20 protein-coding genes are annotated in these 22,346 nt (G+C 71.8%); 18 read left to right on the forward strand and 2 right to left on the reverse strand.

Annotation, left to right across the window (positions count from 1 at the left end; genetic code table 11):
• The first annotated feature begins 127 nt into the window (after positions 1-127).
• The 16 genes from IG78_RS0120550 to IG78_RS44165 all read left to right on the forward strand — a co-directional run bounded on the left by IG78_RS0120550 (position 128) and on the right by IG78_RS44165 (position 17,927).
• The gene (locus tag IG78_RS0120550; protein WP_030565345.1) at positions 128-649 is read left to right on the forward strand and encodes a DinB family protein; all 522 of its coding nucleotides are present in this window, start codon (positions 128-130) and stop codon (positions 647-649) included.
• A 580-nt stretch (positions 650-1,229) separates the two neighbouring features.
• Positions 1,230-1,955 carry a hypothetical protein gene (locus tag IG78_RS0120555; protein WP_030565347.1) on the forward strand — a complete coding sequence of 242 codons (726 nt, stop codon included), beginning with the start codon at positions 1,230-1,232 and terminating at the stop codon, positions 1,953-1,955.
• A gap of 17 nt (positions 1,956-1,972) precedes the next feature.
• A complete protein-coding gene (locus IG78_RS0120560) occupies positions 1,973-2,800 on the forward strand; it encodes a hypothetical protein (protein ID WP_030565348.1) in 828 nt (275 codons plus the stop codon).
• Positions 2,797-4,104: a TadA family conjugal transfer-associated ATPase gene (locus IG78_RS0120565; RefSeq protein ID WP_030565350.1), complete on the forward strand. Its 1,308-nt coding sequence runs from the start codon at positions 2,797-2,799 to the stop codon at positions 4,102-4,104. The genes IG78_RS0120560 and IG78_RS0120565 overlap by 4 nt, the downstream gene beginning before the upstream one ends.
• 7 nt (positions 4,105-4,111) lie before the next feature.
• Entirely contained in the window at positions 4,112-5,074 is a 963-nt protein-coding gene (locus IG78_RS0120570; protein WP_030565352.1) for a type II secretion system F family protein, read from the forward strand.
• Positions 5,071-6,000, forward strand: coding sequence for a type II secretion system F family protein (locus tag IG78_RS0120575; RefSeq protein WP_030565354.1), 930 nt, complete (start codon positions 5,071-5,073; stop codon positions 5,998-6,000). Before IG78_RS0120570 ends, IG78_RS0120575 begins: the two co-directional genes overlap by 4 nt.
• A 75-nt stretch (positions 6,001-6,075) precedes the next feature.
• Complete coding sequence (locus IG78_RS0120580; RefSeq protein ID WP_030565356.1) at positions 6,076-6,327, forward strand: hypothetical protein; 252 nt, start codon at positions 6,076-6,078, stop codon at positions 6,325-6,327.
• A gap of 157 nt (positions 6,328-6,484) precedes the next feature.
• A complete protein-coding gene (locus tag IG78_RS0120585; protein WP_030565358.1) occupies positions 6,485-6,919 on the forward strand; it encodes a TadE/TadG family type IV pilus assembly protein in 435 nt (144 codons plus the stop codon).
• The gene (locus IG78_RS0120590; protein WP_030565360.1) at positions 6,919-7,323 is read left to right on the forward strand and encodes a TadE/TadG family type IV pilus assembly protein; all 405 of its coding nucleotides are present in this window, start codon (positions 6,919-6,921) and stop codon (positions 7,321-7,323) included. The genes IG78_RS0120585 and IG78_RS0120590 overlap by 1 nt, the downstream gene beginning before the upstream one ends.
• Positions 7,320-7,787 carry a TadE/TadG family type IV pilus assembly protein gene (locus IG78_RS0120595; protein WP_037685765.1) on the forward strand — a complete coding sequence of 156 codons (468 nt, stop codon included), beginning with the start codon at positions 7,320-7,322 and terminating at the stop codon, positions 7,785-7,787. The genes IG78_RS0120590 and IG78_RS0120595 overlap by 4 nt, the downstream gene beginning before the upstream one ends.
• Before the next feature lie 227 nt (positions 7,788-8,014).
• On the forward strand, positions 8,015-11,056 hold the full coding sequence (locus IG78_RS0120600) for an AfsR/SARP family transcriptional regulator (protein ID WP_030565364.1): 3,042 nt from the start codon (positions 8,015-8,017) through the stop codon (positions 11,054-11,056).
• Positions 11,057-11,360: 304 nt separating this feature from the next.
• Positions 11,361-12,089, forward strand: coding sequence for a prepilin peptidase (locus IG78_RS0120605; protein WP_030565366.1), 729 nt, complete (start codon positions 11,361-11,363; stop codon positions 12,087-12,089).
• Between the two features lie 91 nt (positions 12,090-12,180).
• Positions 12,181-13,380 carry a cyclic dehypoxanthinyl futalosine synthase gene (mqnC, locus tag IG78_RS0120610; RefSeq protein WP_030565368.1) on the forward strand — a complete coding sequence of 400 codons (1,200 nt, stop codon included), beginning with the start codon at positions 12,181-12,183 and terminating at the stop codon, positions 13,378-13,380.
• Positions 13,381-13,395: 15 nt separating this feature from the next.
• A complete protein-coding gene (locus tag IG78_RS0120615) occupies positions 13,396-13,935 on the forward strand; it encodes an imidazolonepropionase-like domain-containing protein (protein WP_030565370.1) in 540 nt (179 codons plus the stop codon).
• A gap of 184 nt (positions 13,936-14,119) precedes the next feature.
• On the forward strand, positions 14,120-14,815 hold the full coding sequence (locus tag IG78_RS0120620; RefSeq protein ID WP_030565372.1) for a demethylmenaquinone methyltransferase: 696 nt from the start codon (positions 14,120-14,122) through the stop codon (positions 14,813-14,815).
• Positions 14,816-14,987: 172 nt separating this feature from the next.
• Entirely contained in the window at positions 14,988-17,927 is a 2,940-nt protein-coding gene (locus IG78_RS44165) for a hypothetical protein (RefSeq protein WP_157855819.1), read from the forward strand.
• 103 nt (positions 17,928-18,030) lie between these two features.
• On the opposite strand, the gene IG78_RS0120630 is transcribed toward IG78_RS44165, so the two are convergent.
• Positions 18,031-18,576, reverse strand: a complete 546-nt coding sequence (locus IG78_RS0120630; RefSeq protein WP_051852808.1) for a GNAT family N-acetyltransferase — start codon at positions 18,574-18,576, stop codon at positions 18,031-18,033.
• A gap of 151 nt (positions 18,577-18,727) precedes the next feature.
• Between IG78_RS0120630 and IG78_RS0120635 the strand changes: the two genes are divergently transcribed.
• Complete coding sequence (locus tag IG78_RS0120635) at positions 18,728-20,011, forward strand: geranylgeranyl reductase family protein (RefSeq protein WP_030565378.1); 1,284 nt, start codon at positions 18,728-18,730, stop codon at positions 20,009-20,011.
• A gap of 260 nt (positions 20,012-20,271) precedes the next feature.
• On the opposite strand, the gene IG78_RS0120640 is transcribed toward IG78_RS0120635, so the two are convergent.
• The gene (locus IG78_RS0120640) at positions 20,272-21,123 is read right to left on the reverse strand and encodes a C40 family peptidase (RefSeq protein WP_031128966.1); all 852 of its coding nucleotides are present in this window, start codon (positions 21,121-21,123) and stop codon (positions 20,272-20,274) included.
• Positions 21,124-21,965: 842 nt separating this feature from the next.
• Here IG78_RS0120640 and IG78_RS0120645 point away from each other — a divergent pair.
• Entirely contained in the window at positions 21,966-22,325 is a 360-nt protein-coding gene (locus IG78_RS0120645) for an NADH-quinone oxidoreductase subunit A (RefSeq protein ID WP_003992243.1), read from the forward strand.
• Positions 22,326-22,346 lie beyond the last annotated feature (21 nt).

Here is a 22,346-nt window from a genome sequence, read left to right on the forward strand (position 1 = left end):
CGCCTGTTCGACGATAGTCGTAGCGGATCGCGGTTCCGGCGGCGGGCCTCGGGGCGGGCAGGCTTCGGTAAGGCGCGTTCCCGTACTGGTGGGGCGGCTGTGCCCTCGGCATCATGGGGCGATGCCGATGCCGAGTGATGACGTTCACAGAGATCCCCGGGGCGAGCCGCCGGGTGAGGCCGACGAGCGCACCATGCTCACCGCCTTCCTCGACTTCCAGCGCGAGACGCTCGCGCTCAAGTGCGCCGGGCTGACGCCGATTCAGCTCAGGCAGTGGGCGGTGCCGCCCTCCTCGCTGAGCCTGCTCGGCCTGGTCCGGCACCTCGCCGAGGTCGAGCGGGGCTGGTTCCGGTGCGTGCTGCTCGGGGAGGCGGACAAGCCGCACTGGGCGGGGCCCCGGGGGGAGGGGTACGCGCAGTGGGACGTCGACGACGCCGACGTCGAGGAGGCGTTCCGGGTGTGGCGGGCGGAGTGCGACCGCTCCCGCGCGACCGTCGCGGGCGCCGCCTCCCTCGATGTCGCCGGGTCCCACGACGGCAGGCCGTACTCCCTGCGGCACATCCTCACTCACATGATCGAGGAGTACGCCCGCCACAACGGCCACGCCGATCTGCTGCGTGAGCGGATCGACGGGGTGACGGGGGAGTAGGCCAGGAGCGGGGGAGCAGCCAACGGCAGGTGTGGCGCGGGGGTTCGTTCACGTGGGACGGGCCGCACCCCCGGTCGAAAAGCCGCAAATTTGTGCGGAGATTCTGCGAAGGTGTGGCGCCCCCGCGGTGCACCCCGCCGCGCGCGGTCCCTTTCCCTCCCGGTGGCCCCGTGGCGTCGCCGCCGTCACGGGAACCGCCCGCGCCCCGTCTGACGTCGTCCTGATGTCCGATGGGGCGCTGTACGGGGGCGCGGTGCGGGAGGGGGCGGGGGAGTGATTGGCGTGAAGTCGACGTGTCGTACCGCGTATGCAAAGGCGGTTGGTTCGCTAGTGCACACGCGTATGTGAGGGTGAGTGTTCTCGGTGACGGGGGAACCGAGGGTCACGCATTGCGCGTGAGTAACGATGAGGCACCTGCGCTTCGCGATCCATAACGCGCCTTGAGGGCCTTATGTGCTGCTGATACGGTGCGATGGCTTGACACTGCGCCTGGGGCTGACGGGCCGATGGAGCCCCGGCCGAGGCGGACTCGAAGTGTCTCAAATGACGGATTTTTCTTGGTCGTACGGGGAGCAGTTGCGTGAAGATCCAAGAGCGTACGGGGGCGGGCAACAACCGTTCCGCCGTGCCGGCTCAGGCCGGGGTCGGTGAACGTCTTCCCTCAGCACCTCGCGAGCGCAAACCCGCGCTGGCGGCGCTGGCCGTTCTGCTCATCCTGGTCGGGGCGCTCGGCGCCACCGTGCTCGTGCTGCGCGCGGGGGACCGTATCGAGGTCCTGAAGGTGAAGGAGAAGATCTCGGCCGGTGAGTCGGTCACGCGCGACAAGGTCAGCACGGTCATGGTCAACGAGGACTCCGGCCTGCACTACATCAAGGAATCGCAGTTCGGTGCGCTGAAGAAGCTCAAGGCCAAGAGCAGCCTCTACCCGGGCACGGTCATCGTCGGCGAGATGTTCGACGACAAGGGCGGCCTGCCCACCGGCAAGGCCTCCGTGGGTCTCGCCCTCAAGGAGGGCCAGTACCCCTCCACGCTGAAGCAGGGCGACACGGTCGCCCTCTACCGCGTCGCCGCCAACGGCTCCTCCGGCTCCAGCAACGACAAGAGCGGCGGCGGCAGCTCGTCCGGGCGGACCCCGCTGGTCGCGGACGCCCGCGTAGGCCTGGTGAACAGCAAGTCGGACGCCACCATCAGCACCGGCAATCTGAGCATCACCGTGCTCGTCGACAGCGACGACGTCGCCGCGGTCACCAGCGCGGCGTCGCTCGGCGAGGTCGCCGTGGCGGTCGTTCCCGGCAACGGCAACTAGAGGCGAGTAGAGGAGACATGACCCTCATCGCTCTCGCCGCCGACAAAGGCTCCCCCGGCGTCACCACCGCGGCCGTCGCGCTCGCGGCGGTGTGGCCGCGGCGCGTGCTCGTCGCGGAGACCGACCCCGCGGGCGGCGACCTCGTCTACCGCAGCGCCGCCGCGCACGGCGGCCCGCTCAACCCGAACACCGGCATGCTGTCCATCGCCGCGACCGCGCGCCGCGGCCTCGTACCGGATCAGCTCTGGGACCACACCCAGCCGCTGTCCGGCGGCCTCGAGGTGCTCGTGGGCCTCGGTATGTCCGAGCAGGCCGCCGGTCTCGCCGGGATCTGGCCCACGCTCGGCCGGGCCTTCGCCCAACTCGCCGAATCCCCGCACGCCCCGGCCGACGTCATAGCCGACTGCGGCCGGATCGCGGGGGACAGCCCGGCCGTGGAACTGTTCCCGCACGCCGCCCTCGTCCTGCTGATCTCGCGTACGGAGCCCGAGGCCATCGCCCGCGTACGGGACCGGGCCGCGGCACTCGCGACCAGACTGCACGGCGGGCCGCGCGGAGCCGCCACGCTCGCCACGCCGCTCATCGGCGTCGTCCTGATCGCCGACCCGGCGAACTCCGGCAAGCTGATACACCAGGTCAACGAGATGCTCATGGCCGCGCAGACCGGAGCCCGCGTCGTCGGCACGCTCGCCGACGACCCGGCGGGCGCCGACCAGCTCGCAGGCCGCAAGCGCGGCCGCCTCGACAAGTCGATGCTCATCCGCTCCGCCCGCAAGGTGACCGCCGACCTGTACCAGCAGTACGGTGCGGCCTGGGCCGGCCCGACCGCGGGGGCCGGGCGATGAGCGCCGTCGACCACCAGTTGGTGAAGCGGTTCCGGCAGGACGCCGGTGACCGCATCGCCGAGCAGCGCCGCCTCGACCAGGTCTCCGGTGTCACCCCGATGTCCAGCGAGGACGAGCGGCAGTACGCCCGCGCCGTCATCGCCCAGATCCTGGAGGAGTACGCCCGTACGGAGATCAACTCCGGGCGCACCCCGCTGGACGCCGAGACCGAGGAGCAGTACGCGGCCGCCGTGCACGCCGCGCTCTTCGGCGTCGGCCGCCTCCAGCCGCTCCTGGACGACCCCGAGGTCGAGAACATCGACATCAACGGGTGTGACCAGGTCTTCGTGGGCTACGCCGACGGACGTGAGGCCAAGGCCGAGCCGGTCGCCGAGACCGACGAGGAGCTGATCGAGCTCATCCAGATCCTCGGCGCCTACTCCGGTCTGTCGTCCCGGCCCTTCGACTCCGCCAACCCCCAGCTCGACCTGCGCCTCCCGGACGGCTCCCGGCTCTCCGCCGTGATGGATGTGACCCGGCGGCCCGCCCTGTCCATCCGCCGCGCGCGCATGGGCAAGGTGTTCATGTCCGACCTGGTCGGCAACGGCACGCTCACCCCGGACGTCGCCCACTTCCTCGCCTGCGCCGTACGCGCCCGCAAGAACATCATGATCGCGGGTGCCACCAACGCGGGAAAGACCACGCTCCTTCGGGCCCTGGCCAACGAGATACCGCCGCACGAACGCCTCATCACCGTCGAGCGCGCCCTGGAACTCGGCCTCGACACCTTCGCCGACCTGCACCCCAACGTGGTGGCGTTCGAGGAGCGGCTGCCCAACTCCGAGGGGCAGGGCACCATCTCCATGGCGGAGCTGGTGCGCCGCTCGCTGCGCATGAACCCCTCCCGCGTCATCGTCGGTGAGGTGCTCGGCGACGAGATCGTGACCATGCTGAACGCGATGTCGCAGGGCAACGACGGCTCGCTGTCCACGATCCACGCCAACAGTTCCAGCGAGGTCTTCAACAGGATCTCGACCTACGCGCTCCAGGCCGCGGAACGGCTGCCCATCGAGGCCAGCCAGATGCTGGTCGCGGGCGCGGTGAACTTCGTCGTCTTCATCCAGCGGCGCAACAACTACCAGACCGGCGGCAAGCTCCAGCGCATGGTGACCTCCGTCCGCGAGGTCAACGGCGTGGACGGGCGGGTCCTGTCCAGCGAGGTGTTCGCCGAGGCGCCGGACGGCAGCATCGTCCCGCACGCCCCGATCGCCTGCATGGACGACCTCGCCGCCTTCGGCTACCGGCCCGCCGGGCAATGGGGGTGAGCACGACATGAACTCACTCGGCTCCATGGGCGGCCTGTTCTCGCTGCCCGTGCTCTACGGACTCGCCTGCGGTGTCGCCGTCGGCGGCGGACTCGCGCTGCTCGCTGTCGCGGTGCGCGGTCTTCCCGTCAAGGCCGCCCACGAGAAGCAGCGGGCCAGCGAGCGGATGAGCGAACTCGTCCGGTTCGTCGGCCGGCGCGGCTCGATCGCCATCGGTGTCGGCCTGGTCGTCCTGCTGCTCACGCGGTGGGCGGTGGCGGGCCTCGCGTCCGGCGTCCTCGTCTTCTTCTGGGACAAGCTGTTCGGCGGCGCCGCCGAGGAGCGCCTCCAGATGAAGCGCGTCGAGGCACTCGCCGCCTGGACCGAGTCGCTGCGCGACACCATCGCGGGCGCCGTCGGCCTGGAACAGGCCATTCCGGCCTCCGCACGCGCCGCGGCACCCGTCCTGCGGCCGCACCTCGACGCCCTAGTCGACCGGCTGCGGGCCCGAACGCCGCTGCCCGAGGCCCTCCAGGTACTCGCCGACGAGATCGACGACGCCTCGGCCGACATCATCGTCGCCGCGCTCATCCTCAACGCCAAGCTGCGCGGGCCAGGACTGCGCCAGGTCCTCGGCGCGCTCGCCAAGTCGGCGCGCGAAGAGGTCGACATGCGCCAGCGCGTGATGGCACAGCGCGCCTCGACCCGGCGCTCGGTGCAGATCGTGGTCGCCGTCTCCATCGCCTTCGTGCTCGGCCTGTCCATCTTCAACCGCGAGTTCGTGTCGCCGTACAGCACGCCCGTCGGGCAGCTCGTGCTCGCCTGCGTGTGCGCTCTGTTCGCGCTCGGCTTCTGGTGGCTGCGCAAGCTGTCCACGGTCGAGACACCGGACCGTTTCCTCGTACGCGACGAGCCCGGGATCCAGTTCGTACGCCCCCGGGGTCCGGGCGGTGCCGCGGTGCAGGGCGCCACCGAGGGGGTACACCGATGAACCTGACCCTGCCGATAGTCATCGGCGCCACCCTGGGCCTCGGTGTCTTCGCCCTCGTACGGGCGCTGATGCCGAGCAAGCGCAGCGCGGTCGCCACGGTCGCCCGCATCGACGCCATGCGGGCCCGCGGCGCGGCGTACGAGTCCGCGCACCGCACCACCGACACCGCGGACACGGGGCGGCTCGGCACGGTGCGGTCCCGGGTGGGCGCGCGGGTCGCCGAGTTCTACCTCCAGCAGGGCTGGGAGCTGCGCTCGCTCCGCGCCGACCTGGCGGTGCTCGACCGGAGCTGGGAGAAGTTCCTGGCCACGAAGGTGCTGCTCGCGGCCGTCGGTGTCTTCTTCGGTCCGTTCCTCTTCGTCGTCATCTACACGCTCAACTTCGGCCGCAGCCCCATCATCCCGGTGTGGCTCGCCCTGATGTTCGGGGTGCTCTTCTTCTTCCTGCCGGACCTGGAAGTGCGGCGGGACGCCCAGGACAAGCGGCGGGACCTGCGCCGCGTCATCGGCGCCTATCTGGACCTGGTCTCCATGAGCCTCGCGGGCGGCCGCGGTCTGCCCGAGGCACTGATGGCGGCCGCCGAGGTCTCCGACGGCTGGGCGACACAGCGCATCCGCAACGCCCTCGCGGACGCCAGGATCACCGGCATCAGCCAGTGGCAGGCGCTCGGCGCGCTCGGCGAGGCCCTGGGCGTCGAGGAGCTCAAGGACCTCTCCGCGTCCCTGGCACTCGTCGCGGACGACGGCGCGAAGGTACGCGAGTCGCTCGCGTCCCGCGCGGAGACGATGCGCCACCGCGAGCTCGCCGAGATCGAGGGCAGCGCGGGCGAGAAGTCACAGTCGATGCTGGTGGCGCAGCTTCTGCTGTGTGCGGGATTCCTGGTGTTCCTCATCTTTCCGGCGGCGATGCGCGTGTTCCAGGCCTGAACCTTCCGACGCGGACGTAGCTCCACAGACCCGTACCCGCCCCCCACGGCTTCACTTTCGAAGGGACAACTCACCATGAACGGACGGAATTTCAGCTCCGGCATCCCGGCAGTCGACTTCCTCGTGACCTTCCTCCAGACCCGGGTGCGGCGCGCCCGCTCCGGCGAGCTCGACCGCGGCGCTTCCGCCGTCGAGTGGGTGATCATCTCGGCGGTCGTGGTGGCGATCGTCGGTGTGGTCGCCGCGATCATCAACAACGCGCTCAAGGGCGGCGCCGACAAGGTCAGCGACTGCATCGAGGGCGCCGACGCCAGCAAGACCTGCTGACCGGGCGGCTGTCGACGTCATGAAGGACAACGGGGGCGGGAGCGGCCGGGGCGTGTGCTGCGGCCGGGGTGTGTGCCGTGGCACGGGTGTGTGCCGTGGCACGGGTGTGTGCCGCGACCGGGGTGTGTGCCGCGGCCAGGGTGTGTCCCGTGGCCGGATGCCCGGGTTCGTGCGCCGAAGGGTGGAGGCCGCCTCGGCCCGCGGCGAGTCCGGCATGACCGCGATCGAGTTCGTGCTGCTCACCCCGGTGCTCTTCTTCCTGATCTTCGCGACCGTGCAGTTCGCGCTGTACTTCTTCGCGGACCACGTCGCCCAGGCCGCGGCCCAGGCCGGCGCGCGCAAGGCCCGCGCCACGGCGGACGAGAACCCGGGCGGCTGGCGGGGCGAGGCGACCGACGTCGTCGACGCCTACATCCGCCAGCTCGGCCCGAAGCTGGTGCTCGGCCCGGACGTGAAGACCATCCAGCCGGAGCGGAACACGGTCGGCGTGGAGATCACGGCCGATGTGCCCACGGTGTTCCCCGGACTCGACTTCACGGTGCACGCGCAGTCGTCGGGGCCGGTGGAACGGTTCGTCGAGGAGGACGGCTGATGCGTCGCTTGCACACCGACCGGGGGCTCTCGACCGTCGAAGTGGTCATCCTGGCGCCGGTGATGATCCTTTTCATCCTGGTCCTTGTGGCCTTCGGGCAGCTCGTCGAGGGCCGGGGCGCCGTCGACGGGGCGGCGCGCGACGCCGCCCGCGCCGGGTCGATCCAGAAGGACCAGGGCACGGCGATGGCCGAGGCGCGCAAGGCCGCCAAGGCGGACCTGGAGGACGTCTGCTCGGGCCCGGTGCACGTCGTCCAGAAGAGCGCGGGCTTCGAACCGGACACGCTCTTCACGGTCGAGGTGAGCTGCGAGGTACGGGGCCTGGAGATGCTGGGCCTCGACATCCCGACGACGCTGGAGGCGAGCTTCAGCTCTCCGCTGGACCCCTACCGGAGGTCGGCGTGAACACCGTGGCCGCGCGGATACGTGCGTGGGGCGACGCCCGCCGGGGCCGTCTGGACGACCGGGGCTCGGGCGCGGGCGCCGTCATCGTCTTCGCGCTCGTCTTCCTCACCCTGTCCGCGTTCGTGATCGACGGCGGCCTTTCCATCTCCAAGCGCGAACGCGCCGCCGACATCGCCGAACAGGCCGCCCGCTACGCCGCCCAGGACCTCGACACGGAGGGCCTGTACGAGGGCGCGGAGGGCGCTCCCATCAACTACGAGAACTGCGGCGCCCGGGTCCAGAAGTTCGCCCGCGAGATGGGGCTCAACGGCCCCGACGTGGCGGCCACGCACTGTGTCACCGCCACCGCCGAACAGGTCGAGGTCGAGGTGCAGATGACGTACAGCCCCGTGTTCACCGGGATGTTCTTCGGCGGCGACGTGACGGTGCGGGGCCGGGCGGCGGCGGAGAACGAGGTCGGGTAGCCGACGGCCGGGGAGTTGTCCACAGGCCCCCGCCGGGTCACGGGCACTTCCGTAACATCGCCGAGTACGCACCTACTTCGCCGAGTACGCACCTGCACCGCCGAGTACGCACCTGCACGCCGAGTACGCACCTGCATCGCCGAGTACGCACCTACGAACCACCCATACGTCTCTACGAACCGCCCATACACACGAGCCCACCAAGGATCAGGACCAGGAAACCCGCCATGGCGCGACGTACCACCCCAAGCTCGACGGGTCCGAGGAACCGGACGCCTCAGCCCCTGCCGGGGCGCCGGCGCTCGGCAGGGGACTTCGTCAAGGCGTTCCTCGCCTTCGTCGCCCTCGCCGCGCTGCTCGTCGGCGTGCCCGGAGCCCTCGCGTACTTCGTGGGATGGCCGCTGCCCGGCGGTTCGCCGTCCCTGGACTGGCTCAAGGAGGAGATCACGGTCACCACGTTCATCAACGTGCTGACCGTGGTGGTCTGGCTGGCCTGGGCCCAGTTCATCGCTTGTGTGCTCGTGGAGATCAAGGCCGCGCTCTCCGGTGTGGGCATGCCGGGACGGGTGCCGGGGGCGGGGCCGAGCCAGGTGCTCGCCCGGCAGCTCGTCGCGGCGCTGCTGCTCGTGGGCGCGACGGCGGCCGGATTCGCGCCGGGCCTGTCGAACTTCGGGCAGTCCGCGGAGGACAACCACAGGCCGACCGCCGCCACCGCCCAGCAGACCCCGGGCGTCCTCGGCCAGGACCAGCGGCATGCCGCGGCGAGCGCCGCGGACGCCCTCGCCGAGCAGGCCGGTCACGCCGCGGCCCGGGCGGGCAAGGAGGGGGACACGAAGTTCTACCGCATCCAGCCCCCGGAGGGCCGCCACCACGACTCCCTGTGGGAGATAGCGGAGCGCCACCTCGGCGACGGACGGCGGTACAAGGAGATCTACCAGCTCAACAAGGACCGTGAGCAGCCCGACGGTTCGCGGCTCTCCGAGGCCAGTCTGATCCGGCCGGGCTGGATCATGGAGATGCCCGCCGACGCGCACGGCGGTGACCTGGTGGAGATGCCCGACGAGGCGCCCAAGGTGTCGAAGGAAGTCCGCGAGCAGATCGCCGACTACGCCAAGTCCGGGGGCCAGCGGCAGGGCGGCGGCGCCCAGGAGGCGGGCGGCGACCGCAAGGTCGGCGGGGCCATCGACCGCGACACGGCCCACATCGCCATCCCCGAGCAGCGTCCTGGCGGCAGTGAGCGCGGCGACGGCCAGGGCGTCGGTGGCGACAAGGAGACGGCTGAACCCACCGCCCCCGGGTCCGGGTCCGACTCCGCATCCGACGACTCCGCCTCCGACGACTCCGCCTCAGACGACTCCGCCTCCGACGACTCCGCCTTCGGACTGCCCGAGGCGCTCATCGGCGCACCGTTGCTCGCCGCCGGACTGCTCGGCGCCCTCGGCCGCCGCCGGCGGCACGCGCTGTGGCAGTCGGCGATGGGCGCCGTCGGCCTGCGCCGCGGCATGGAGCCGCCCACGCCGACCGGCTCCGCGGCCGACGCCCAGGACGCCCTCCTCATTGGCGCCGACCCCGAGGGCGTGCGGATCCTCGACCGCTCGCTGCGCGGCCTCGCCGCCGCACTCACCGAGGAATCCCGCCCCCTGCCGACGGTGTACGCGGCCTGGCTCACCGGCGGCGATCTGCACCTCCAGCTCGCCCAGCCCTCCGGTCGGCCGCCCGCGCCGTGGCAGCCGGGACAGGACGAGACGTTCTGGACGCTCGCCCGCACGGAAGCCGAGCGGTACGGCGACGTGGACGCCGCCGCTCCCTACCCGGGCCTCGTCTGCCTCGGCACCATGGACGACTCGCGGCTGCTGCTCAACCTGGAGGCCGTGCCGGGAATCGTGTCGCTCGCCGGCACGGCGGCCGACCGGGCGGCCGTGTTCGCGTCCATCGCGGCGGAGCTCGCCACCAACGGCTGGTCGGACCGCATGACCATCACCCTCGTCGGCTTCGGCGAGGACCTGACCCCGCTCGCGCCGAACCGGCTGCGGCACCTGGAGGACATCGAGGCGCTCATCGAGACGATGGACGCCGAGACCCGGCAGCGGCGCGGCGCACTCGGCGCGGCCGGGCACGACTCGGTGCTCACCGGCCGCACAGGACCCGCGCAGCACACCCGCTGGGCCCCGCACCTGGTGCTGGTCGCGGACCGGCCGAGCCCCGAGGACGCCGTCACCCTGGCCGAGCTGGCCGCCGACGCGAGCCGCCTCGGCATCGGGTACGTGGTCGGCTCCGACACCGGCGAGCTGCCCGGCGCCGCCTGGGAGATGCAGATCACCGGCGAGGGCACGCTGCGCGCACCGCTGCTCGGCCTCGAACTGGTGGCACAGCAACTGCCGGAGCCGCTGCGGCGCGCCGTGGTCGAGCTGTTCGTCGACGCCGACCCCCGGCCCGGGGGCGGCGGCGACGGTTCGGACGGCGGGGCCGCGGTCGTGCCGCCGTTCCTCGTCGACGTCAGCGAACAGGGCCGCCCCGCGGTGTACGCACGGCTCGTCGGCAGTTACGAGATCATCGGCCTCGACACCCCGGACGGCGAGCGCAGCCCGCTCCTGCACGAGGCCCTCGCGCTCCTGTTGCTGCACCGCGAAGGCGTGCACCCGCGGGTCCTCGCCTCCGCGCTGTGGCCGCGCGGGGTCACCGACGACGTCCGCGACGCCCTGGTCGACCGGCTGCGGGGCTGGCTCGGCAGCGATCCTGACGGCTCGCCGCGACTGACCGCCGACGACAACGGCCGCCTCAAGCTCGCCAAGTCCGTCGTCTCCGACCTGGACGTCCTGCGGTCGCTGTACCACGAGGCGACACAGGGCCGCGGGTCCGGCAACCGGGCCGTGCGCGGGCGGATGCTCACCGACGCGCTTGTCCTGGTGCGCGGGCCGCTCCTCGCGGACCGGCCGCAGGGGCGGTACGGCTGGCTCACGCACGAGATAGTCGACGCCCAACTCCCGCTCCTCGTCGCGGACATCGGGCTCGCGCTGTCCGAGTTCCACCTGGAGAAGGACCGCGCCGAGAAGGCCATCGAGGCACTGAACGCCGCCCTCGGGTCCGCGCCCGCCGACGAGCGCCTGTGGAACGAACTGCTGCGGGCCACCCACGCCGTGGGCGATCCGGCCAGGCTGCAGGCCCTCGCCGTGGACCTGGTCGGTCGGAGCGGGGCGCGGGGGTTGCCTCCGCGTACGGAGGCGTTGCTCGACGAGTTGTCGCCGGGGTGGCGGACGGGGGCGGCGTAGGGGGGCCGCCGGGAGCGGCAACCGTTCACCGCCGCTGCGTAGGGGGCTGTGGGGGCGGCAACCGTTCATCGCCGCTGCGTAGGGGAGGGCTGCGGGGGCGGCGACCGTTCATCGCCGCTGCGCGGCGGTGCCTCCCGCCCACCCATCCGTCACCGCCGGACCCGGGCCACCGCCCGAGCCTGCCCCGCCCCACGGCCGACAGTGACGGGCGGGCAGGTGGGAAAATCCGTCGCGGTAGCGGCGGCACCACCCGCAACCCGCACCGAAGACCTGACCGTCGTCCCACCGACTGAAGCGGAGCGCCATGCAGACCCTGATCGTCATCGGGGCCACCCTCTGGGGCGCGGCCACGGGCTGTCTGCTGCCCCGCGCGGCCTACCGCTTCGCGGTCCCGCCGGAGGAACCCTGGCGGGACCGCTGCCCGAGCGGCGAGCACCAGCTCAAGGGCTGGCTGGGCCCGGCCCCGGACGAGTGCGGGGACGTGAGAGCGGCCCGCACCCGCGCCGCACTGACCGCCCTGGTCACCGCCGCGGCCTGCGCGGCCCTCGCCGCCGCCACGGGCCCCCGCCCGGAGCTCCTTGTGTGGCTGCTGCTCACCCCGCCCGGCGTCGTCCTCGCGATCGTCGACTTCGCCGTCATGCGCCTGCCGGACGTCCTGACCCTGCCGATGGCGGTAGCGGCTCTCGGCCTGCTCGGCGCGGCCGCCGCCCTGCCGGAGCACGGCGGCTCCTGGACGACGGCGGCGCTCGGCACGGCCATCCTCAGCGGCGGCTACTTCGTCCTCTTCCTGATCAACCCCAACGGCATGGCGTTCGGCGACGTCAAGCTGGCGCTGGCGCTCGGTGCCGCCCTCGGCTGGTACGGCTGGGGCGTCCTGCTGCTCGGCACGTTCACGGGCTTCGTGCTCGCGGCGGTGTACGGGGGCTGGCTCGTCGCGGTGCGCAAGGCGGGCCGCAGAACGGCGATCGCCTTCGGCCCGTTCCTTCTCGCCGGGGCGTTCGCGGGAGTCCTGCTCGGCGCGTACGCGGCGTGAGGCAGGCTCCCGCGCTCCCCACCGCAGCGGGCCCAGCGGCCTGGCGTACGCTGAAGAAGATCTGTCCGCCCCCTGACGAAAGGGACGCCCGGTGACCGAGAAGGCCGACCACAAGTCCGTCCTCGACCGCGCCGCAGCCGGCGGACGGATCAGCGCCGAAGAGGCGCTCGACCTGTACCGCGACGCCCCGCTGCACGCACTCGGCGCCGCCGCCGACGCCGTACGCCGCCGTCGCTACGCGGGCACCGAGCACATCGCGACGTACATCATCGAGCGCAACATCAACTACACGAACGTCTGCGTGACGGCGTGCAAGTTCTGTGCCTTCTACGCGGCCCCGAAGGACACCAAGAAGGGCTGGACGCGCGACCTCGACGACATCCTGCGCCGCTGCGCGGAGACGGTCGAGCTCGGTGGCACCCAGATCATGTTCCAGGGCGGGCACCACCCCGACTTCGGCGTCGAGTACTACGAGGAACACTTCTCGGCGATCAAGAAGAACTTCCCCCAGTTGGTCATCCACTCCCTCGGCGCGTCCGAGGTCGAGCACATGGCCCGCATCTCCAAGGTCACGGTGGAGGAGGCGATCCAGCGGATCAACGCCGCCGGACTCGACTCCTTCGCGGGCGCGGGCGCAGAGCTGCTGCCCGAGCGGCCGCGCAAGGCCATCGCCCCGCTCAAGGAGTCCGGCGAGCGCTGGCTGGAGATCATGGAGACGGCGCACAACCTGGGCGTGGAGTCCACCTCCACGATGCTCATGGGCACCGGTGAGACGAACGCGGAGCGCATCGAGCACCTGCGCATGATCCGTGACGTACAGGACCGGACCGGCGGCTTCCGCGCCTTCATCCCGTACACGTACCAGCCCGAGAACAACCACCTCAAGGGCCGCACGCAGGCCTCCGTCTTCGAGTACCTGCGCATGATCGCGATCGCCCGGATCTTCCTCGACAACGTCGCCCACATCCAGGGCTCCTGGCTGACCACCGGCAAGGAGGCCGGCCAGCTCACGCTGCACTACGGGGCGGACGACCTCGGCTCGGTGATGCTGGAGGAGAACGTGGTCTCCTCCGCCGGTGCCAAGCACCGCTCCAACCTGCGCGAGATGATCGACATGATCCGCACCGCGGACCGGGTCCCGGCCCAGCGCGCCACGACGTACGAGCACCTCGTCGTGCACGACGACCCGGCCGACGACCCCGTCGACGAGCGGGTCGCCTCGCACATCTCCTCCACGGCCATCGAGGGCGGCACGGCGCACCCGGAGCTGAAGCTCCTGGCCGCGAACTAGCGGATCGGCGCCGCCTTGCTGACGCTGCACCGGGTACGCGGAGTCGGACCGTCCGAGGACGAGGCGGTCCCCGGGCACGCCGTCGTCGTCGACGGCACCCGCTTCGCGGCCGTCGGCCCGTACGAGGACCTGCTCGCCGCGTACGGCGGACGGGCCCGCGTCCGGGAGTGGGACGGGGTCCTCACGCCCGGCAGGTACGAGCCGGACGCGGTCGCCCTCCTGGAGTCCGCCTACTGGCCCGACCCCCGCGAAGCCGACGCCCTCGGCACCGAGCCCCTGACCGGCCCGGCCCTCGCCGCCCTGGACATGACGGACACCCGCTGGGGCGCGAGCGCGAGACGCGGCATCCAACGCTTCCTGGCGACGGGCACCACGGCCCTGGCGGGCCCGTTCACCCACCCCGCGGTCCGCACGGCGGTCAACCGCTCGGGCCTCCGCGACCGCCCGGTGGCTCCGTCCCGGGCCGGAGGGGAAGCGGACTTCGCCGTGCTGACCCCCGACGGCACCTGCCTGGCGACGGCGATCGGCGGCCGCCTGGTGCACCGACGCCGCTGAGTCACGGGGCAAGCCGAGGCGCGGGGCAAGGTGGCGCCCCAAAGGGGCGCGGGGAACTGCGCGAGCAACCACAGAGCTCCCGCACCCGCCAGGGACCAGAACCCGGCAGACGCCCCCGCGAAGAAGCCCGCCGCAGGCGAAGGCCACCGCCAAGACAGAAGACCGGCCTGACACAATGGGCCGGGTGACCCGAGCTTCCTTGGACAAGCAGCCGCACGAAGTCGCTTCGATGTTCGACGACGTGGCGGAACGGTACGACCTGACCAACGACGTGATCTCGCTCGGTCAGGCCAGGCTCTGGCGCAAGGAGGTCGCCCGCGCCGTCGACGCCCGCCCCGCGCAGAAGGTCCTCGACCTCGCCGCCGGGACAGCCACGTCGTCGGGCCCCTTCGCGCGGGCGGGCGCGTACGTCGTCCCGTGCGACTTCTCGCTCGGCATGCTGCGCGTCGGCAAGCAGCGGCACCCGTGGATGCCGTTCACCGCGGGCGACGCGATGAAGCTGCCGTTCAAGGACGACACCTTCGACGCCGTCACGATCTCCTTCGGCCTGCGCAACGTCCAGGACACCGACGCCGCGCTGCGCGAGATGTACCGCGTGACCCGGCCCGGCGGACGCGTCGTCATCTGCGAGTTCTCCGAGCCCACGTGGGGGCCGTTCCGCACGGTCTACATCGAGTATCTGATGCGCGCGCTGCCGCCCGTCGCGCGCACGGTCTGCTCCAACCCGGACGCGTACGTCTATCTCGCCGAGTCCATCCGCTCCTGGCCCAACCAGCCCCAGCTCGCCGCGCGGTTGCGGGACGCCGGCTGGTCGAAGGTGGCCTACCGCAATCTGACGGGCGGAGTCGTCGCGCTGCACCGGGGATTCAAGCAGGGCTAGCCGCACCGGCTTCCCGCAAGGGAGTTGACGGGAACCGTACGGCGGAGAAGATGTGTCAGTTGATATATCCCGGCCACGTGCTGTGGCCGGGATGTGACGGTCGGCGTTCACCGGCCACGTCCCCACATCCTTCTTCCCACGTTCCTCACACTCCCCATAACGGAGCTACCCGATGGCGTCGAACTGCCCCGGCTGCGGGGCTCCAGCTCCCGACGAGGCCCGCTTCTGCATGAGATGCGGGCGCGAACGCGCACCCGTCGAGGACGGGGCGACGCCCCGTCCTCCCGCGGAACCGCAGGACGAGGCGGTGCCGCTGAAGCAGGACAAGCCGGTGCCGCTGAACAAGGCGGAACCGCAGGACGAGGCGGAACCGCAGGACAAGCCGGTGCCGCTGAACAAGGCGGTGCCGCCCGCACCCGCCGTCGAACCGGGCGCCGCACCCGCCGTCGAACCGGCCGCCGCACCCGCCGCCTCGCCCCGGGGCGAGGCGGAGCCCGAGACTCCGCCCGGCTCCGAAGTCCCGGCCCACCCCGCGACCCTGGTGGTCCCCCCAGCCGCCACCCCGTCGCCCGCACCACCCCCCGCAGCACCCCCGCCCCCTTCAGCCGCACCCGCTCCTGCGGCTCCCGCGGCTCCCGCGAACTCGGCGCCGCCCGCCGCCCCGCCGCCACCCGGCCATCTGCCCCCGCCACCAGGGCCCTCACCCCTGGGTGCCTTTCTCGGGCGGGCGTTTCGGGGCGACTGGGCCGGATCGGTGCAGGCGGCGCTGTGGCCGCTCGCGTTGCTGCTCGTCACGGCCGTGGGGTGCGCCGTCCCCGAGTACGGGCAGGACGAAGAGGACGTCGTCGGCTTCGTCGGGCGGCTGCGGCTGGCGCTGGCCTTCGCGCTGCAGGCGGTGGGCGGAGACGTGGAGCTCAGCGGCCGCGAGGAGCGCGACTTCACCGGCTCCACCAGCTCCACCACGGATTCCGCGATCGACGGCGCCATGTCGATACACCTGGTGCCGTTGATGGTCACGGCCCTGTTCATCGGGGCGCTGTTCATCGGCGTACGCGTCCTCAGGAACCGGCTGCGCAACCGTGCCGCCGCGTACGGCGGACAGCACACGGGACCGACGGCGGGGCTCGAAGCCGCCCTGCGCGTCGGCCTGTTGACCGCCGTCGGCGTACTGGCGCTCGGCCTCTTCGCGCAGCCGGAGATCGAGGGCGTCGAAGTGTCGTCGGGGCCGTTCCTCGCCACGCTCGGCGCGCTGCTGCTCGCACTCGCCGTCTCGGGCGGCCTGCTGTACCGCGAGGGCGTGCCGCACCACGGGGGCCCGGCGCCCTGGCCTGCCGGGCGCCCCGGCGCGCAGGCGTTCCTGCGCGCCGCCGGGGTGGCGCTGCGCGCCCTCGCCGTCGTGCTGGTCGTCGCGTCCGCGGTCGGCTACCTCACCCTCACTCAGCTCGACGAGCTGTCCGACGCGGCCGACACGGACGACGCCGGTGTGTCGCCGTACGTCATCGCGCTGCTCGTCCTTCCCAACCTGGGCCTCGCCGCCCTCGGGGTCGGCTGGGGCGCGCCCCTGGAGGCGCAGGCGTCCGGGCGGCGTTCGACGTCGTACGGCGGTGAACGCGAGAGCCAGTCGTTCGGGCTGTCCGAACTCGGTGACCTGTTCAACTCGGGTGCCGTGGTCGGCGCCTTGGCGCTCGGCCTGGTGTGCGCGCTGACCATCGGCGTGCTTGCCGCGCGCCGGTGCGCGGGCCGCGGCGAGCAGGTCCTGGCCGCGGGCCTGTTCTTCGGGATGTTCCTGCTGCTCGCGGCGGTCGGCGGTTTCAGCGTCGAGACCTCGGCGAGCGAGGTCGGGGTCGGCGGCGATTCCGCCAAGGCCACCGTCGAGGGCGGTGTGAGCCTGCCGGAGGCGTTGCTGTTCGGGCTGCTGTGGGTGGCCGGAGCGGTGGTCGTGGGGCCGTTCGTGGCGCGGCTGGCTGGGCAGCAGGGCGGGGTGGGCGGACCGCCGATGCCGCCGGGGCCGCCGGGGCCGTCCGGTTCGGGCGGGGTGCCTGGGCAAGGAGGGGCCCTTGGGGTCCCTGGGGTCTCTGGGGCCCCTGGCTCGGGCGGTGCGTCCGCTGCTGGCGGCGTTCCCGGTTCGGGTGGTTTCGTGGCGCAGGCGCAGGCGCAGAATCCGGCCCCGGACATGCACGCCGTGCCGACGCAGAGCGCCCTGCAGCTCCCTGCGCCCCCGCCGCACGTCGCGGCCCCCGACACGCACCCGCCGGCGCCCGCCTTCCAACTCGGCCGCCCCCAGGCTCCGCACCCCGCTCCCGGCGGGGCACGGGGCCGCGCGGGCATCTGGGTGGCCACGCTCGTCGGTGCCCTGGTCGTCGGCGGCGGTGTCGCGGCGGGCGTCCTGCTCTGGCAGCAGTCGGGCGACGACGACACGGACGCCAAGGGCAAGAACGGCAGCCCGTCCGTCAGCAGCAGCGAGGAGCCGTCCGAAGCGCCCACGTCGGACGCGTCGACCGCGGGCACCGCACAGCCCACGCCCTCCCGCTCGCCCTCGGACACCGTCGGCACGGACGACGGCGCGAACGGCGGTACGGACGGCGGCACGGACGGCGGCACCGACCAAGGGCCGGACGGCGAGGTGGACGAAGGGGCCGCCAACGGGGCCGGGGTGCCCGCCGGGTCGCAACGGGTGACCGACACGATGGGCTTCTCCTTCGCGGTCCCGGACGGCTGGAGCCGCGAGATCGGCGACAACCCGACCCAGATCACGTACGCGGGCGTGACAGGACCGGAGAACTTCCAGATCGGCGTCATCGACAACGCCGACTACACCTCGTACGGAAACCTCAGGAACATCGAGGAGCACGCCAAGAAGGACCCGGACAAGTCGGACTACCGGCGCATCCGCCTTGTGGACACGACCTTCAGGGGGCGACCGGCCGCGGTGTGGGAGTACACCTACGAGGACCGGGCGGGCCGGACGATCCGCGCCATCGACCACAGCTACATCGCGGAGAACGGCACCGAGTACGCCCTCCAGTTGTCCTGGCGCGAGGACTTCTGGCCGGCCGGGCACGGCGCGAAGACGCACCGGACGGCGCTGAACACCTGGCGCCTCACCGGCTAGCGGTCACGACGGCCCGCGCGGCACCCCGGCCTCGGGCACGGGGTGCCGCGCGGATGCCGTGCTCCACCCAGGAGACCGGGGGACTCGGCCCGCCCGGCCCCTGTCACAGCACCAGCCGGAAGCAGTGCGCCCGCTGCCCCGGCCGGGGCGAGGTGTACGTCTCCGCGAGCTCCATGCCGAGACCTTCGGCCACCGCGATCGAACGAGTGTTGCGTACGTCGACCACCGCCACCACCGCGGGCACGCCCGCCGCCCGCACCCGCTCCACGGTGGCGCGGGCCGCCGCGCTCGCGTAGCCCTGTCCCCAGGCCGCTCGCGCGAGGCGCCAGCCGATCTCTATGCCGCCCACCGGGCCCCACGGGTGCGGCCACGGCTGGGCGCCGGTGAAGCCGATGGGGTCGCCCGCCGGGTCGAGCAAGGTCCACAGGCAGAAGCCGTGTTCGGCGTCGTGGCGGCGCTGCCGGGCGGTCAGCTCCTCGTACGCGGACAGCTCCGCCGAGGTGCCGCCGAAGAACTCCATGACCTCCGGGTCGTCGAAGAGCCGGTGCCAGACGAAGGCGTCCTCGTGCGTGGGCACGCGCAGCCGCACGGCAGGCGGCACGACGCCGACGCGCGGACCGGCAGCCGCCGGACCGGCGGCGTCGGCCATGGGAGCCATGGTGTCGGCCACGGTAACGGGACTTACGTCGCTCACATCGCTCACAAGTGGCCCTTCGCCTGGTTGATCGGTACCGCCTCATAGACTGCCCATATCCCGTGCCCGTCGGCACACATATTTCGAGCCTTGGGGAGAACCCGCCGTGACCGAGCCCCTCTCCGAAAACACCGCTGACGTCATCGTCGTCGGGGCCGGGCCAGCCGGTTCCACCACGGCGTACTACCTGGCGAAGGCCGGACTCGACGTACTCCTTCTTGAGAAGACCGCGTTCCCACGGGAGAAGGTCTGCGGCGACGGGCTCACGCCCCGCGCCACCAAGCAGCTCGTGTCGATGGGAATCGACATCTCCGAAGAGGCGGGCTGGCTGCGGAACAAGGGCCTCCGCATCATCGGAGGCGGCGTACGGCTGCAACTGGATTGGCCGGAACTCGCCTCTTTCCCCGACTACGGACTCGTACGCAAGCGCGACGACTTCGACGAGCAGCTCGCCCGCCAGGCCCAGAAGGCGGGCGCGCGGCTGCACGAGCGCTGCAACGTGGGCGCCCCGATCGTCGACGACCGCACCGGCCGCATCACCGGTGTGCACGCCAAGATCGGCGAGGACAAGACGCCGGTGACCTTCCACGCGCCCCTGGTGGTGGCCGCGGACGGCAACTCCACGCGCCTTTCGCTCGCGATGGGCCTGCACCGCCGCGAGGACCGCCCGATGGGTGTCGCGGTGCGTACGTACTTCACGTCGCCGCGCCACGACGACGACTACCTGGAGTCCTGGCTCGAGCTGTGGGACCGCCGCGGCGCCGAGGACCGCCTGCTTCCCGGCTACGGCTGGATCTTCGGCATGGGTGACGGCACGTCGAACGTCGGTCTCGGCGTCCTGAACACCTCCGCCGCCTTCAAGGAGCTCGACTGGCGCGAGATCCTCAAGGCCTGGTGCGCCTCGATGCCCGCGGACTGGGGCTACACGCCCGAGAACATGACCATGCCCATCCGCGGTGCCGCCCTGCCGATGGCCTTCAACCGCCAGCCGCACTACACCCGCGGCCTGCTGCTCGTCGGCGACGCGGGCGGCCTCGTCAACCCGTTCAACGGCGAGGGCATCGCGTACGCCATGGAGTCGGGCCAGATCGCGGCCGACGTCATCGTCCAGGCACACGCCCGCGCCACGCCCGCCCAGCGCGAACTGGCCCTCCACGACTACCCGAAGACGCTCAAGGAGGTCTACGGCGGCTACTACACGCTCGGCCGCGCCTTCGTGAAGCTCATCGGCAACCCGAAGGTCATGAAGATCGCCGCGCAGCGGGGTCTCACCCACCCGATGCTGATGAAGTTCACCCTGAAGATGCTGGCGAACCTCACGGACCCGCGGGGCGGCGACGCGATGGACCGCATCATCAACGGCCTCAGCAAGGTGGCCCCGAAGGCCTGAGCCGGCCCCTGGGCCTCGTGCGGGACCGGGTGGGCCCCGCGGCCGCCGCAGGACCGCGGGGGCCCCGCGGGCCCGCCCGCGGTCCTCTGGGCCCGCCCTGGGGCCCGCCCGGGCCTACGACGAACCCGCCCGGGCCTACGACGAACCCGCCCGGGCCTACGACGAACCCGCCCGGGCCCACGACGAAGGGCCGGAACCCCGAACGGGGTTCCGGCCCTTCCGCGCGTACGTGTGGACGTACGCGAAGCCGTCAGGAGACGTCAGAGGACGCGCACGGCGCCCGACGCCGGGTAGCCGGAGAGGTCCTGGATCACGACGCCCTTGCTGGGGTTCGCGGCGTCCAGGTACTGGCCGCCGCCGATGTACACGCCCACGTGGTACGCGGACCCGGCGCCACCCCAGTAGACGATGTCGCCCACCTGGAGGTTGGACATCGAGACGGGAGTGCCCGCCGTCGACTGGGCCTGCGACGTGCGCGGCAGGTCGACACCCGCCTGCTTGAACGCGGCCTGCACGAGGCCCGAGCAGTCCCACGAGTTGGGGCCCGTGCCGCCCATGACGTAGGCGTCGCCGACCTGCGCCTTGAGGAAGCTGATGACACCCGCGACGCTGCCGCTCGAGGGCGCGGGGGCGTCCTGGGAGACGGAGGTGGAGGTGGAGGTGGAGGAACCGCTGCCGGAGGGCGCGGACTGCGTGCTGAGCTGGGTGCGCTCGGCGTCGCGCGCCGCGCGCTTCTCCGCGGCCTTGCGCTTGGCCTCGGCCTCGGCGGCGGCCTTCTTCTTGGCCTCCGCCTTCTTCGCGGCCTCGACCTGGTCCTTGGCGGCCTGCTCGGCCGCCTTCGTGGCCGCGGCGTCCTGCTGGGCGCGCGCCTCGTAGCTGTCGGCCGCCTGGGCGGTGGCGTCCGCGGACTGGGCGATCTGCGCGGACAGATCAGCCGTCAGGGTGGGCAGCTCGATGGTCTCGGTCACCGGCTCGGCGGCGGTCGCCGTACCAGCGGCGCCTGCCACTGCCAGGGTGCTGAGGACGCCACCGGCAACTCCGGCGCGCAGAGCCATCTTCGACGCGCTGCGGCGGGGCTTCCGGTGGCTGGGTATGTGAGCGGTGTGGGACATGAGAACAACCGCTATCAGGGACACACGGTTCCCTTCAAGAAACGTGTGCTGCGCCACAGTTGCCCCACCGGCGGCTGAATCCCGGGCGTGTCGCTTCTTATTGACGCCGTAACGGGCAATGCGGACAGTCACGATCACGCCTGTGATCATGGGTTTTCCGCTTTACGTCCGAATTGCCCCTGGAATACCACCTGGTGAGGCGGTTGGCCAAGCCCGGTTGTTCGGCCGACAGTTCGAGTGTGGTGCAGGTCACTCGGCCGGGGGGACTGGATCTCGTCGAGACCTGGCCGAGATCAGTCCGAGATCTTCCGGTTGTGCGGCGTGACGGGTCCGCGGCGGACTCGTCACGAAAGCGGGGGTGGCGCCACGTCGGCGGCGAGGGCTTCGTGAACCGATGCACACGTCCACGCCCGTCCACATCCCTCCCGCCAAAGTGTGAACGCGCGCCTGTATCAAGTGATCCAGTCCAGCGCCAATTTGCCTGTAGCTGCCAACCCTTGATAGTGCAACCACGCCCCGACCAGGCCTGATGGGTCAGGATGTCACCTCTGGTGATCACTCAGGTGCTTCGCGTGTGAAGATCACTGCTCATCCGACTTCATGATCCTTCGTTAGGTGGTGGAGATCACAAAGCCGTTGTCGTACCCCGTGTCGCAGATCACAGACCGGCAGGCATAGGATGCGGGGCAGTTGGGCTTGTGACCTGCTTCACATGTAAGCGATCTTCGAGGCCTCCGGCGGCTCCATGGGCTCCGGGCGGCGCGGGATCGCACCTGGGGAGGCGGGGCGCGGGACCGACGCAACCGCCAGCAGTCAGCGCCGACTGAGAGGAGCGAGGAGCGGTGAACGCCTATGCGCCCATCCTCGTACTGGGAGCCCTCGGGGCAGGCTTTGCGATCTTCTCCGTGGTCATGGCCACGCTTATCGGTCCAAAGCGGTACAACCGCGCGAAGCTCGAAGCCTACGAGTGCGGTATCGAGCCGACCCCCACGCCGGCCGGCGGCGGGCGCTTCCCCATCAAGTACTACCTGACGGCGATGCTCTTCATCGTCTTCGACATCGAGATCGTCTTTCTCTACCCCTGGGCCGTCACCTTCGACGCCCTGGGGATTTTCGGGCTCGTGGAGATGCTGCTCTTCGTGCTCACCGTCTTCGTCGCCTACGCGTACGTATGGCGGCGCGGCGGCCTGGAATGGGACTGACCCCCGGAAGGGGACAGAGGA

It is taken from the genome of Streptomyces aureocirculatus (assembly GCF_000720475.1).
Taxonomy (GTDB): Bacteria; Actinomycetota; Actinomycetes; order Streptomycetales; family Streptomycetaceae; genus Streptomyces; species Streptomyces aureocirculatus.

What these genes read in the sequence shown, in the direction of transcription:
- IG78_RS0120560 (WP_030565348.1), top strand. Translation starts at nt 1,973, where the DNA reads ATGACCCTCATCGCTCTCGCCGCCGACAAAGGCTCCCCCGGCGTCACC.
- IG78_RS0120630 (WP_051852808.1), bottom strand. Translation starts at nt 18,576, where the DNA reads ATGGCCGACGCCGCCGGTCCGGCGGCTGCCGGTCCGCGCGTCGGCGTC.
- IG78_RS0120550 (WP_030565345.1), top strand. Translation starts at nt 128, where the DNA reads ATGCCGAGTGATGACGTTCACAGAGATCCCCGGGGCGAGCCGCCGGGT.
- IG78_RS44165 (WP_157855819.1), top strand. Translation starts at nt 14,988, where the DNA reads ATGGCGTCGAACTGCCCCGGCTGCGGGGCTCCAGCTCCCGACGAGGCC.
- IG78_RS0120600 (WP_030565364.1), top strand. Translation starts at nt 8,015, where the DNA reads ATGGCGCGACGTACCACCCCAAGCTCGACGGGTCCGAGGAACCGGACG.
- IG78_RS0120575 (WP_030565354.1), top strand. Translation starts at nt 5,071, where the DNA reads ATGAACCTGACCCTGCCGATAGTCATCGGCGCCACCCTGGGCCTCGGT.
- IG78_RS0120585 (WP_030565358.1), top strand. Translation starts at nt 6,485, where the DNA reads ATGCCCGGGTTCGTGCGCCGAAGGGTGGAGGCCGCCTCGGCCCGCGGC.
- IG78_RS0120565 (WP_030565350.1), top strand. Translation starts at nt 2,797, where the DNA reads ATGAGCGCCGTCGACCACCAGTTGGTGAAGCGGTTCCGGCAGGACGCC.
- IG78_RS0120570 (WP_030565352.1), top strand. Translation starts at nt 4,112, where the DNA reads ATGAACTCACTCGGCTCCATGGGCGGCCTGTTCTCGCTGCCCGTGCTC.
- IG78_RS0120590 (WP_030565360.1), top strand. Translation starts at nt 6,919, where the DNA reads ATGCGTCGCTTGCACACCGACCGGGGGCTCTCGACCGTCGAAGTGGTC.
- IG78_RS0120605 (WP_030565366.1), top strand. Translation starts at nt 11,361, where the DNA reads ATGCAGACCCTGATCGTCATCGGGGCCACCCTCTGGGGCGCGGCCACG.
- IG78_RS0120640 (WP_031128966.1), bottom strand. Translation starts at nt 21,123, where the DNA reads ATGTCCCACACCGCTCACATACCCAGCCACCGGAAGCCCCGCCGCAGC.
- IG78_RS0120580 (WP_030565356.1), top strand. Translation starts at nt 6,076, where the DNA reads ATGAACGGACGGAATTTCAGCTCCGGCATCCCGGCAGTCGACTTCCTC.